Annotated in this window: 10 protein-coding genes; 6 read left to right on the top strand and 4 right to left on the bottom strand. The window is 71.4% G+C overall.

Annotation, left to right across the window (positions count from 1 at the left end; translation table 11 throughout):
• The first annotated feature begins 9 nt into the window (after positions 1-9).
• Positions 10-219, top strand: coding sequence for a DUF397 domain-containing protein (locus ACH4E8_RS15900; RefSeq protein WP_398448442.1), 210 nt, complete (start codon positions 10-12; stop codon positions 217-219).
• 282 nt (positions 220-501) lie between these two features.
• A complete protein-coding gene (locus ACH4E8_RS15895; protein WP_398448441.1) occupies positions 502-1,323 on the top strand; it encodes a hypothetical protein in 822 nt (273 codons plus the stop codon).
• A 148-nt stretch (positions 1,324-1,471) separates the two neighbouring features.
• Here the strand turns inward: ACH4E8_RS15895 and ACH4E8_RS15890 are convergent, their stop codons facing one another.
• The 3 genes from ACH4E8_RS15890 to pdhA are packed head-to-tail and all read right to left on the bottom strand — an operon-like array spanning position 1,472 to position 5,151.
• The gene (locus ACH4E8_RS15890; protein WP_398448439.1) at positions 1,472-2,986 is read right to left on the bottom strand and encodes a dihydrolipoamide acetyltransferase family protein; all 1,515 of its coding nucleotides are present in this window, start codon (positions 2,984-2,986) and stop codon (positions 1,472-1,474) included.
• Between the two features lie 21 nt (positions 2,987-3,007).
• A complete protein-coding gene (locus ACH4E8_RS15885) occupies positions 3,008-3,988 on the bottom strand; it encodes an alpha-ketoacid dehydrogenase subunit beta (RefSeq protein WP_398448437.1) in 981 nt (326 codons plus the stop codon).
• Between the two features lie 2 nt (positions 3,989-3,990).
• On the bottom strand, positions 3,991-5,151 hold the full coding sequence (gene pdhA / locus ACH4E8_RS15880) for a pyruvate dehydrogenase (acetyl-transferring) E1 component subunit alpha (RefSeq protein ID WP_398448435.1): 1,161 nt from the start codon (positions 5,149-5,151) through the stop codon (positions 3,991-3,993).
• Between the two features lie 386 nt (positions 5,152-5,537).
• On the opposite strand from pdhA, the gene ACH4E8_RS15875 reads away from it, so the two are divergent.
• The 3 genes from ACH4E8_RS15875 (at position 5,538) to ACH4E8_RS15865 (ending at position 8,137) form a co-directional block, all read left to right on the top strand.
• Complete coding sequence (locus ACH4E8_RS15875; protein ID WP_398448434.1) at positions 5,538-6,224, top strand: response regulator; 687 nt, start codon at positions 5,538-5,540, stop codon at positions 6,222-6,224.
• Between the two features lie 383 nt (positions 6,225-6,607).
• On the top strand, positions 6,608-7,045 hold the full coding sequence (locus ACH4E8_RS15870; protein ID WP_398449199.1) for a pyridoxamine 5'-phosphate oxidase family protein: 438 nt from the start codon (positions 6,608-6,610) through the stop codon (positions 7,043-7,045).
• A gap of 15 nt (positions 7,046-7,060) precedes the next feature.
• The gene (locus ACH4E8_RS15865; protein ID WP_398448432.1) at positions 7,061-8,137 is read left to right on the top strand and encodes a phosphotransferase; all 1,077 of its coding nucleotides are present in this window, start codon (positions 7,061-7,063) and stop codon (positions 8,135-8,137) included.
• Positions 8,138-8,155: 18 nt separating this feature from the next.
• Here ACH4E8_RS15865 and ACH4E8_RS15860 read toward each other — a convergent pair whose 3' ends face one another.
• Positions 8,156-9,709 (bottom strand): protein kinase, encoded by a 1,554-nt coding sequence (locus tag ACH4E8_RS15860; RefSeq protein ID WP_398448430.1) that lies wholly within the window; start codon positions 9,707-9,709, stop codon positions 8,156-8,158.
• 585 nt (positions 9,710-10,294) lie between these two features.
• On the opposite strand from ACH4E8_RS15860, the gene ACH4E8_RS15855 reads away from it, so the two are divergent.
• Positions 10,295-12,040, top strand: coding sequence for a protein kinase (locus tag ACH4E8_RS15855; RefSeq protein ID WP_398448428.1), 1,746 nt, complete (start codon positions 10,295-10,297; stop codon positions 12,038-12,040).
• The last annotated feature ends 166 nt before the right edge of the window (positions 12,041-12,206 follow it).

Raw genomic sequence — 12,206 nt, 5'->3', positions numbered from 1 at the left:
GGGCATGCCGTGACACCTGACTCCCACGCACTGCGCTGGGTCAAGTCCTCGTACAGCGTCAACAACGGCGGGTCATGCGTCGAATGGGCCCCGGACCACGCGTCCGCCACCGGCGTCGTCCCCGTCCGCGACTCCAAAGTCCCGACCGGACCCGTACTCAACGTCCCCGCCGACGCGTTCACCGCGTTCGTCACGGGCGTCAAGGACGGCACCGTCTAACGATCGAGCCGCCCGCAGCATCCGAGAGCCCCGTGACACGGGACCGTGTCACGGGGCTCTTCGCTGCCCGCGGGCACGCCCTGGCCGGTACGAACGGGCAGGATCCAATGGCTTGTTGGGGGAACGGCTCGTCGGCCGGGAACCGCTGCGAGTCGGATCGCGTTCCTCTTCCCGACCGTCGAAGGGACGCTCATGAGTGTCGATCCGCCGCAGCCGTTTCCGTCGCCGTGGCAACGGATTCGTGAGGACGAGTGGCCACCGCTGGGTGAGGTGGTACGAAGGATGCCCCCCGGGCTGGTGCTGGTGCTGGCCCTTCCGTGCCTGTGGTGCCTGACCGTGCCGCTCATGCTCGGCTACGCGTCGGCGCGTACGGCCCGCCGGGTGGCCCGCCGGATCTTCCCCGTACGCCCGGAAGGGCACGTCGAGGACGCCCCACTGCTCCGGGTGCAGCGGGTACGGGCCTGGGTGGGTCTCGTCATGTCGGTGGCGGTACTGGCCGTGTTCGGCGACTTCGAAGACGTCGAGGAGGCGCAGGTACAGCTCACGCTGCGGCTGTTCCTCACGCCCTGGGGCGCGCTGTTGAGCGCCGTGGTGGTCGTGGCGCTGTTCTTCTGCGCGGCCAGGCCCGGGACGCGGCGGGCCATGCGGACGAACCTGTGGCCGGCCGGCCGGTCAGCCTTGTGGTACTTCGGTGCCTGGAGCCTGATCCCGCTGTTTGCCGTGGCGGCGTTCCAGACGATGGGTTGGCTGGCGCCGAACCGGTTCGAGGGCGGGTCCGGGCTGCTGCTCGGGGTGTTCCTGCTGTTCGTGTTCTTCGCGCTCTGGACCCCGTTCTGGTGGCTGGTCTACTTCGTCGGCTTCTCCTCCGGCCCGGCGCTGCGCCACGCCTTCAACCTGACCGCCCTGCACGCGGCGCTACCCGCGCTGGTCACCGCCGTCCTGGTCTGGGCTTTCGCCTTCTTCGGCCTGGCGACGGGCGGCCTTCCGCCGGGCCCCGTCCCACTCGCGGTCTGCGCGTTCCTCGGCGGCCCGCTGTCGGTGACGGCGCTGGCCTGGTGGGAGATCCACCGGCTGCGGCGGCACGGGGTTCGGTGGCGGACGTAGTCACCGCAGCCCGCTGCGGTGTCGGGTTGAGGGCCGTGACACCCAGCGCCGCATCTCGGGGGCAGGAGACAAGCTCCCGCAGGGAAAACGGCGCCGGCGGCGCAGGCCGCACTGGTGCAGCCCGGCGCCGCCGGCCCCGTCAAACGGGCTAGCCCCAGGTGATCAACCGCTTCGGGTTCTCCAGTATCGCCGCGATGTCCGCGAGGAAGCGGGAGCCCAACTCGCCGTCGACCAGGCGGTGGTCGAAGGACAGGCCGAGCGTGGTCACCTGGCGGGCCTTCACCTTGCCCTTGTGGACCCAGGGCTGGAGCTTGATCGCGCCCACGGCCAGGATCGCGGACTCGCCCGGGTTCAGGATCGGGGTGCCGGTGTCGACGCCGAAGACGCCGACGTTGGTGATGGTGATGGTGCCGCCCTGCATCGCCGCGGGCGTCGTCTTGCCGTCCCGGGCGACGGAGACCAACTCCGCCAGCGCACCAGCCAGTTCCGGCAGGGTCTTGGCGTGCGCGTCCTTGATGTTCGGCACGATGAGACCGCGCGGGGTGGCCGCCGCGATGCCCAGGTTGACGTAGTGCTTCTGCACGATCTCCTGCGCGGCCTCGTCCCAGGACGCGTTGACGCCGGGGTTGCGCTTCACCGCGACCAGCAGCGCCCTGGCGATGATCAGCAGGGGGTTGATCCGTAGGCCCGTCATGTCCCGGTCGGACTTCAACTCTTCGACGAGCTTCATCGTGCGGGTGATGTCGACCGTGATGAACTCGGTGACGTGCGGTGCGGTGAACGCGCTGTTCACCATCGCCGCCGCCGTCGCCTTGCGCACGCCCTTCACGGGGATGCGGGTCTCCCGGACGCCGAGGTCGGCCAGTTGCGCCTGCGGCGCCTCCGGTACGGGCGCGGGCGCCGCGGGTGCCGGGGCCTCGGTGGCGGCCGGGGCGACCGCCGCGTGCACGTCGTCGCGGGTGATGATGCCGTCCGGGCCGGTCGGGACGACCTGCGTCAGGTCGACGCCGAGGTCCTTGGCCAGCTTCCGTACGGGCGGCTTCGCCAACGGACGCTCAGCAGAAACAGCAGAAACAGCAGGAACAGGAGGAGCAACAGGCACAGGAGGCGCTGAAGGCGCGGGCGCGTGCCCGTTCAGCTCGCCCTGGACCGCCGCCGCAGCAGCAGCCACCGTCGCGGCGGCGACCGGCGCACCCGATCCGGCCGGCGCCTTGCGCGCCCGGCGCTTCGTGGAGCTCTCCGCCACGCCGTACCCGACGAGCACCGGCTGACGCCCCTTCGGCGCATCCTCAGCGGGCTCGTCCGAAGCAGCAGCCTCCGAAGCCGGAGCAGCAGCAGCCTCTTCCGAAGCCGAAGCCGAAGCCGCAGGCGCACCCGCCGAAGCGGCCTCCGACGCCGCCCCGGGCGCCACGTCCACCGCGATGATCACCTGGCCGACGTCGACCGTCGTCCCCTCCGGGTAGCGCAGTTCGTGCACCACTCCGTCGTACGGGATCGGCAGCTCCACCGCCGCCTTCGCCGTCTCCACCTCGCACACGACCTGACCGTCGGTGACCCGGTCGCCGGGCTGCACATACCACTTGAGGATCTCCGCCTCCGTGAGCCCCTCGCCCACGTCGGGCATCTTGAACTCGCGGTAGCGCAGGGAAGCGTTCTCCGTCATCGTCTCGGCACTCCTCATTCCTCAGTACGCCAGCGCGCGGTCGACGGCGTCGAGCACCCGGTCCAGTCCCGGCAGGTACTCCTCCTCCAGGCGCGCCGGCGGGTAGGGCGCGTGGAAGCCGCCCACCCGCAGCACCGGCGCCTCCAGGTGGTAGAAGCACCGCTCCGTGATGCGAGCGGCGATCTCCGCGCCGGAACCGTAGAACACCGGCGCCTCGTGCACCACCACCAGCCGCCGGGTCTTCTCCACCGACCGCTGGATGGCGTCGAAGTCGATCGGGGACATCGAGCGCAGGTCGAGCACCTCGATCGAAGTGCCCTCCTCGGCCGCCGCCGCTGCCGCCTCGGCGCAGACCCGGACCATCGGCCCGTACGCGGCGAGCGTGAGCTGGCTGCCCTCGCGCACCACGCGCGCGGTGTGCAGCGGCCCGGGGATGGCCTCGGTGTCGACCTCGCCCTTCTCCCAGTAGCGCCGCTTGGGCTCGAAGTAGATGACCGGGTCGTCGCTCTGGATGGCCTGCTGGAGCATCCAGTACGCGTCCGACGCGTTCGACGGCGAGATCACCTTCAACCCCGCGACGTGCGCGAACAGCGCCTCGGGGGACTCGCTGTGGTGCTCGACCGCGCCGATGCCGCCGCCGTACGGGATGCGGATGACGACCGGCATCTTGACCTTGCCGAGCGCCCGCGCGTGCATCTTGGCGAGCTGGGTGACGATCTGGTCGTACGCCGGGAAGACGAACCCGTCGAACTGGATCTCCGCCACCGGGCGGTAGCCGCGCAGCGCCAGGCCGATCGCGGTGCCGATGATCCCGGACTCGGCGAGCGGGGTGTCGATGACCCGGTCCTCGCCGAAGTCCTTCTGGAGCCCGTCGGTGACCCGGAAGACGCCGCCGAGCTTGCCGACGTCCTCGCCCATGACCAGGACCTTGGGGTCGTTCTCCAGGGCCGTGCGCAGGGACGCGTTGATCGCCTTCGCGATCGGAAGCTTCTGTACGGCCATGGTCACTTCTCCCCTCCCTCGGGGGCGTCCGCGAACGACGCCTGGTACGCGACGAACTGGGCGCGCTCCTCGTCGACGAGCGCGTGCCCGTCGGCGTACACGTTCTCGAACATCGCCATCGGATCGGGGTCGGGCATCGTCCGCACCGCCTCCCGCACCCGCTTGGCGAGTGCGTCGCTCTCCTCCTCCAGCGCGGCGAAGTACGCCTCGTCGGCGTGGCCCTGCGCCTCCAGGTGGCGCCGCAGCCGCAGGATCGGGTCCTTCGCCTCCCAGGCCGCGCGCTCGTCGTCGTGGCGGTAGCGGGTGGGGTCGTCGGAGGTGGTGTGCGCGCCCATCCGGTAGGTGAACGCCTCCACGAGGGTGGGACCCTCGCCGCGACGGGCCCGCTCCAGCGCCCAGCGGGTCACGGCGTAACAGGCGAGGACGTCGTTGCCGTCGACGCGGACGCCGGGGAAGCCGTAGCCCTGGGCGCGCTGGTAGAGCGGCACCCGGGTCTGGCGCTCGGTGGGCTCCGAGATGGCCCACTGGTTGTTCTGGCAGAAGAAGACGACGGGGGCGTTGTAGACCGCGGAGAAGGTGAACGACTCCGCGACGTCGCCCTGGCTGGACGCTCCGTCGCCGAAGTACGCGATCACCGCGGAGTCGGCGCCGTCCTTGGCCACGCCCATCGCGTAGCCGGTGGCGTGCAGGGTCTGCGAGCCGATGACGATGGTGTAGAGGTGGAAGTTGTTGGTGTTGGGGTCCCAGCCGCCGTTGTTGACCCCGCGGAACATGCCCAGCAGGTTCGTCGGGTCGACCCCGCGGCACCAGGCCACGCCGTGCTCGCGGTAGGTCGGGAAGACGTAGTCGTCGTCGCGCAGGGCCCGGCCGGAGCCGATCTGGGCGGCCTCCTGGCCGAGCAGCGAGGCCCACAGGCCCAGCTCGCCCTGGCGCTGGAGCGCGGTGGCCTCGGCGTCGAAGCGGCGGGTCAGGACCATGTCCCGGTACAGGCCGCGCAGCTCGTCGGGGGTCAGTTCGAGGTCGAAGTCGGGGTCCTGGACGCGTTCGCCCTCGGGATTCAGCAGCTGTACGAGCTGGGGCTCGGAACGCTGTGGTTTCTTCGCGGCGCTCACGCGCTTGCTGCCGCGACGCGGCTTGCGCGCGGCGGTGCTCTCCACGGTCACGTGCGTGCTCCTCCGTCTGTCCGGTCCCCGGGTTCGCCGGGAGCCTGGGGTCGCCCCTGCCCCGGAGGGCAAGGGGAGGCTCACCCGCTCTCGAACCCCCGCACGGGGTGGGTGCGGCGCCGGGAGCAGGCGTGACAGGTGTCCCGACGAAGCGCCCTGTTCCATGCACGTTACCCAGTGCGTCGCATTCCTGCGAAACCCTATTTGACCTGCATTTTTGCTTGGATTTCCAAGTAAATCGGTCGTGGGTCCCGCAGCACGGGTGACAATGACTGGTCAGGGCCTTGACGCGGCCTTTTGGTGGGGCCTCGTGGACCGCCGGGAACACGCGAACGTTATCCCGGGCACCCGGCACACGGGAAGAGTCGATGTGTGAGACTGCAAGCGTGCGCGAAGAAGGAAAAATCACGGTATTCCTGCTGGATGATCATGAAGTCGTCCGCCGGGGCGTCCACGAACTGCTCTCCGTGGAGGACGACATCGTGGTCGTCGGCGAGGCCGGCACCGCGGAGGACGCCCTCGCCCGCATTCCGGCCACCCGCCCGGACGTCGCCGTTTTGGACGTGCGCCTGCCGGACGGCAGCGGCGTCGAGGTGTGCCGGGAGATCCGCTCCCGGGACGAGTCGGTGAAGTGCCTGATGTTGACGTCCTTCGCCGACGACGAGGCGCTCTTCGACGCCATCATGGCCGGTGCCTCCGGCTACGTCCTCAAGGCGATCCGCGGCAACGAGTTGCTCTCGGCCGTCCGGGACGTCGCCGCCGGCCGCTCGCTGCTCGACCCGGTCGCCACCGCGCGCGTGCTGGAGCGGCTGCGGGACGGGAACGGCCCCAAGAAGGACGACCGGCTGGCCGCGCTGACCGAGCAGGAGCGCCGGATCCTGGACCTCATCGGCGAGGGCATGACCAACCGGGCGATCGGCGAGCGGCTGCACCTCGCCGAGAAGACCATCAAGAACTACGTGTCGAGCCTGCTGAGCAAGCTGGGCATGGAGCGCCGCTCCCAGGCGGCGGCGTACGTGGCGCGGATGCAGGCGCAGGGCAAGGCCGGCCAGCCCGAGCCGTACGCTCCGTGACCCGCGCGTCCGAACAGCACCCGCGCCCCGAGCACCGGCCCGAGCACCGCTCCGGTCAGGGGGCGCCGGCCCGGCACCACGAACGGCCGAACCCTGACGGACCCACCCGTACGGGACTTACGTCCTCCGCGAGGAGGGGCCCCCGCCCCTTCCCGTCCGACCTCCCGTCACCGAGAGTGGAACGCATGTCCACCGAGGAACGCCGGGTCGGGGAACGCCGCGCCGCGCACGTGCGCACCGACGAGCACGAGCCCAGGTACGTGTACGAGTACGAGCGCGCGCACGGGAACGGGCACGAGAACGGGCACGAGCAGGGGCGCACCGACGAGCAGCGCGCCCTGGAGCTGCTCGGCAGCGTCTCGTACGGACGGCTCGCCACCAGCATGCGCGCGATGCCCTTCGTCGCCCCCGCCCGCCACGTGGTGTGCAACGGCGGCGTCGTCCTGCGCATCCACCGCGGCTTCGGCTACCACCGCGCCTGCAACGGCAGCGTCGTCGCGTACGGCGCGGACGGCTTCACCACCGACGGCCTGCCCACCGGCGGACCGGACGGCGGGCCGCACGCCGGCCCCGACGGCAGCCCGGGCAACGGCAACGGCACCGGCCCGCAGGCGCCCGCCTCCGCGATGTGGTCCGTGCAGTTCATCGGCACCGCGGCCATCGTCCAGCCGACGCCCGACGAGGTCCGCCGCTTCGGCCGGCCCCCGCTGCGCGCCGACGGCGAGCCCTTCGAGCCCGTATTCATGCGCGTAGAACCTCAGTTCGTAACCCTGCACACGCTGGACTATTGCGAAGAGCAGCCCAACGGACACGCTGCGTGATCTAACATCTGGCGCGTGCTGCGCTCATTTGCCACCGCCGTTCCTCCCCTCGGCGCACTGCTGCGCCGATACGACGGCCCCGGCGAGCCCCTGTCCTGCGAACCGGTCACGCTGGGGCTGCTCAACCGTGGTTACCGGCTGTCGACGACGGAAGGGGCGTACTTCCTCAAACACCACCTCGACGGCGACCACCTCGCGATCGCCCGGCAACACCGGGTCACCCAACGGCTCCAGAGCCTCGGCGTGCCCGTCGCGCCGCCGGTGACCGACGCCCACGGGGAGACCGTCGCCGTCATCGGCGGCGACTGCTACGCCCTGCACCCCTGGATCGACGGCCGCCACCGCGACGGCGCCCATCTGTCCACGCTCCAGTGCCGCCGGCTCGGCGGGCTGCTGGGGCTGGTGCACACCTGTCTGGAACAGGTCATGGGCCGTAGCGCCGAAGGCGACGAGGACGGACCCGGGCACGGGACCGGGAACGGGAAGGAACAGGGGGCCGGGAACGGCGCGGGGGCCGCCGGGTACGCGAGCGCCGATCCCGAGGACACCTTCACCCTCATCGACGAACTGCTCGCCCTCGTCCGCGCCGCCCCGCACCGCGACTCGTTCGACCTCCTCGCCGAGCACCGCCTGTTGGAGCGGCGGACCCTGTTGGAGCTGCACGCCGACTCCCGCCCCCCGCCGGCCGTCGCCGGCGGCTGGGTGCACGGCGACTTCCACCCCCTCAACCTGCTCTACCGCGGGGCGGAACCGGCCGCGATCGTCGACTGGGACCGGCTGGGCGTCCAGCCGCGCGCCGAGGAGGCGGTACGGGCCGCCGCGATCTTCTTCGTACGGCCCGAGGGCGCGTTGGAGCTGGCGAAGGTGCGGACGTACGCCCGGGCGTACCGCAACGCCGTCGGTGCGGACACCTCCGAACTCGCCGCCGCCGTGCACCGCGTGTGGTGGGAGCGGCTGAACGACTTCTGGATACTCCGCTGGCGCTACCAGCTGAACGACCGCAGGGCCGACCCGCAGTTCGCTGCGGTGTCGGCCCTGGCGGTGTGGTGGACGAGGGAGTACGAAGCGGTGCGCGAAGCCTTCGCGTCCTGAGCGTCGTGCCCGGTCCGGCTAGCCGTTGTTGCCGCCGGGGGGCTGTTCGGGGTCCGGGCCGCCCGAGTTGCCGGGGTTGCTGGAGGCGCCCGGGTTCTCGGACTGGGTGGGCTGGGTCGGCACGTCGTCGGACGGCTTCACGTCGTCCGACGGCTTCACGTCGTCCGACGGCTTGACGTCGTCGGACGGCTTCACGTCCTGCGTCGGCTTGTACGTCTTGCTGGAGGTGGGCCACCGCGGGGTGTTGTGGTACGAGGGGCTCTCGTCCCGCTCCTCGTCCTTCGACGGCTTGGTCTCGGCCGTCGGGGACGTGGTCTCCCGCTGCGTCGGCGCGTCGGACACCTTGGTGTCGTCCTTGGGCTTGCCGGGCTCCTCGGTCGCCTTCACCGCGAAGGCGACGCCCACCACGACCGCGATCACCGCGAGCGCGGCCACCAGCCACACCTTGCCGCGCCGACGGCCGCCGCCCGGCCGGCCGTTGTAGCCCGTGAAGCCGCCGTCGTCCGGATTCACCGGAGGCAGTATCGGGCCCTGCGAGGTCTCGCCGCGGCCGTGCGCCGCGGGGTGCACGGCGGTCGCACCGGTCATGCCGGCCAACCCGCCGGCGGTCGCGCCCTGTCCGTACGCGTCGACCGGGCCGGTGTTCCAACTGCCGCTGTGGCCGCCCGCCTGCTGAAGCATCTGGAGCGCGTACTGCACCAGTCCGCGCATCTCCTCCGAGCTCTGGAACCGGTCGTCCGGGTCCTTCGCCAGGGAACGCATCACCAGGCCGTCCAACTCCGGCGGCACCGAGTCCAGCACCTGGGACGGCGGCACCGGGGTGTCCTGGACGTGCTGGTACACCACGGAGAGCGGGGTCTCGCCGGTGAACGGCGGGCGCAGCGCCAGCAGTTCGTAGAGCAGACAGCCCGTCGCGTAGAGGTCGGAGCGGTGGTCGACCGCCTTGCCGAGCGCCTGCTCGGGCGACAGGTACTGCGGGGTGCCCATGACCATGCCGGTCTGCGTCATCGTCGTGGACGCGCCGTGCAGGGCGCGGGCGATGCCGAAGTCCATCACCTTGACCGCGCCGGAGTCGGTGATGATGACGTTCGCCGGCTTGATGTCGCGGTGCACGATGCCGTGCTGGTGGGAGTAGGCCAGGGCCTCCAGGACGCCGGAGACGATGATCAGCGCCTGCTCGACCGGCGGCGCCTCCGCGTTGATCAACAGATCGCGGATCGTCCGGCCGACGACCTTCTCCATCACGATGTAGGGGACGGACTGGCCGGCCACCTCGTCCTCGCCGGAGTCGTAGACCGCCACGATCGCGTGGTGGTTCAGCCCGGCGACGGACTGTGCCTCGCGGGTGAAGCGGGCCTTGGCGATCGGGTCCTCGGCGAGGTCCGTACGGAGCAGCTTCACCGCGACGTCCCGGCCCAGCCGTACGTCCTCGGCCGCGAACACCTCGGCCATGCCGCCGCGTCCGAGGCGGTAGCTCAGCCGGTACCGACCGTCGCCGACCAGTCCGCCGATGCCCCAGGCGTCCCCGGAGTCCGGCACACCGCGGCCGCCTGCTTCGGGTTCGGGTGCCATCAGTCCTCGCCGTCCGTTGTCCGTTGTCAGTGGAGCCGTCGTGCATCAGCGCCGGTGCCGGGGCTTCCGTACTGCCTGTCCGTCGTACTGCCCGCCGCGCCGGCGCACTTGCCGTTGCGGCGGGTTCCGCGGCGGGTGTCGCCGTGCGCTCTGGGTGATTGTGAGGGGTTCGTGGGAGCTTCTGTTAAGGGGGTGCGTCCATATAACGGAGTCGCGGTGCGTTCCGTTGCCTCACGCTACAGCCTTCATACGACATGACCGCCCGGGACGGACCGGTCATCAAACCCGCTGTGAGCACGGCCACGCAAATTCCGGTGGTGTTCCGGTAACGCTTCCAGGACGCTTCGCGTGGTTACGGTCACGGAACGGGCACCCGACTTGACGTCGGAGCGCGCGGCTCGGGCAGACTGGCCGGGGCACCGGAGCACGATCACGCGCACCGGCGCCCTGGACACCACGACACGGGCACCACACGCACCACAGGTCGAGCGCGGAGCGGATCGAAACGGATCGTCGCGTGAGCAGCCGCCGACGGGCGCGCCTCCGGGCGCGCCGGCTCCTCACGCCGGGGGGGGAAGCAGAACCATGAGCCAGGACGGCACGCAGGGCCGCCACGTGGGCGCTTCGATCGCGGGCGGTCGCTACCAACTCCGCGACCTGCTCGGCGAGGGCGGCATGGCGTCCGTGTACCTCGCCTACGACACGGCGCTGGCCCGCCAGGTCGCGATCAAGACGCTGCACACCGAGTTGAGCCGCGAGCAGTCCTTCCGCGAGCGGTTCCGGCGCGAGGCGCAGGCCGTGGCCAACCTCTCGCACACCAACATCGTGTCCGTCTACGACACCGGCGAGGACGTGCTCGGCGGCGCACCGATGCCGTACATCGTCATGGAGTACGTCGAGGGCCAGCCGCTGGGCTCCGTGCTCCAGACGGACGTGCAGGGCCACGGCGCGATGCCGGCGGACCGGGCGCTCAAGGTCACCGCGGACGTGCTGGCCGCGCTGGAGACCAGCCACGAGGTCGGGCTCGTCCACCGGGACATCAAGCCGGGCAACGTGATGGTCACCAAGCGCGGGGTCGTCAAGGTGATGGACTTCGGCATCGCGCGGGCCGTGCAGTCGGGCGTCACCTCGATGACGCAGACCGGCATGGTGGTGGGCACCCCGCAGTACCTGTCGCCCGAGCAGGCGCTCGGGCGGGGCGTGGACGCCCGCTCCGACCTGTACTCGGTCGGGATCATGCTCTTCCAGTTGCTCACCGGGCGGCTGCCGTTCGACGCGGACTCGCCGCTGGCGATCGCGTACGCGCACGTCCAGGAGGAGCCGGTCGCGCCCTCCACGATCAACCGCTCGATCACTCCGGCGATGGACGCGCTCGTGCTGCGGGCGCTGCGGAAGAACCCGAACGAGCGCTTCCCGAGCGCGGACGCCATGCGCACCGAGGTGCTGCGGGTCGCGAGCGCGGGCCAGAGCGCGGCGCCGGTGATCGTCAGCGGGACGCCGGCGCCGTCGAGCGGGTCCGGCGTGGGCTCCGCGGTGTTCCCGCCGCTGGGGCAGGGCGCGGCCCAGGGGGCCGCGCCGCACGGCGTGCAGGCGCCCTACCAGCCCGCGCCGGGGCCGTACGGACCGGCGACGCCGCCGCCCGTACAGCCGACGCCGCAGCCGTACGGCTATCCGCAGCAGCAGCACGGACAGCACGCGGCGCAGGGGTATCCGCAGACGGGGCACGCGGGTGTGGCGCACGGGCAGGGCGTGGGGCACGGACACCCCAACCAGCACGGGCAGCACGGCGCGGGGGTGCCCACGCCGGCGCCGTACGCCGTCTCCCCGCAGCCGCACACCGTCGGGGGCGCCGGCCGGGGCGGCGGTCGCGGCGGTCGGGGCAAGACCGCGGCGCTGATCATCGTGAGCGGGATCCTCGGGCTGTTCCTGGTGATCGGCATCGTCCAGTCGTTCACCGACCCGGACAAGAAGAAGGACGACGAAGCGGGCCGCAGCGGCGACCCCACCGCCTCCGCCTCCGCGGACAACACGGGCTCGGACGGCGTGATCCCGCCGGACCGCACGCGCAAGCTCGACGCGGACAAGTGCAGCGACGCGACGGAGGACAGCGACGACCCGTCGAAGGTGTACGCGCCGGACCTGCGGTACCGGGACGTGCTCTCGGTGAAGGACTGCCTGCGGGCGGCGGGCTGGACGTGGCGGCTCACCGAGGTCGACAACCCGCAGTACCCGAAGGACGCGGTGGTCGACCAGTTCCCCAGCCCGAACACGGCCGTCACCCCCAGGAGCCAGGAGTTCGAGCTGAAGGTCTCCACGGGGAAGGCCGGCTGAGCAGGCCGTAGGAGGGGCGCCCCGGACTGCTGCCGGGGCCGTTGCCGGGGCTCTTCGGGGGCTGTCGCGCGGGGCCGTTGCCGAGTTGGGTCTCGGCCCGGTCTCCGTCTGCCCGAGAGTCGGCAATTCCTCCCGAGATGCCGGAAAGACGGCGGCGTGTGAACCT

Origin of the sequence: Streptomyces sp. NPDC017979, from assembly GCF_044328175.1 — a bacterium.
Taxonomy (GTDB): domain Bacteria; phylum Actinomycetota; class Actinomycetes; order Streptomycetales; family Streptomycetaceae; genus Streptomyces.
The sequence above is the reverse complement of the archived record's forward strand: the minus strand, read 5'-3'. Positions and strand labels throughout refer to the sequence as shown.

Excerpts from the sequence above, each read along its gene's own strand:
- ACH4E8_RS15885 (WP_398448437.1), bottom strand. The coding sequence starts at position 3,988 with ATGGCCGTACAGAAGCTTCCGATCGCGAAGGCGATCAACGCGTCCCTG.
- ACH4E8_RS15855 (WP_398448428.1), top strand. The coding sequence starts at position 10,295 with ATGAGCCAGGACGGCACGCAGGGCCGCCACGTGGGCGCTTCGATCGCG.
- ACH4E8_RS15870 (WP_398449199.1), top strand. The coding sequence starts at position 6,608 with ATGCGCGCGATGCCCTTCGTCGCCCCCGCCCGCCACGTGGTGTGCAAC.
- ACH4E8_RS15895 (WP_398448441.1), top strand. The coding sequence starts at position 502 with ATGCCCCCCGGGCTGGTGCTGGTGCTGGCCCTTCCGTGCCTGTGGTGC.
- ACH4E8_RS15890 (WP_398448439.1), bottom strand. The coding sequence starts at position 2,986 with ATGACGGAGAACGCTTCCCTGCGCTACCGCGAGTTCAAGATGCCCGAC.
- ACH4E8_RS15860 (WP_398448430.1), bottom strand. The coding sequence starts at position 9,709 with ATGGCACCCGAACCCGAAGCAGGCGGCCGCGGTGTGCCGGACTCCGGG.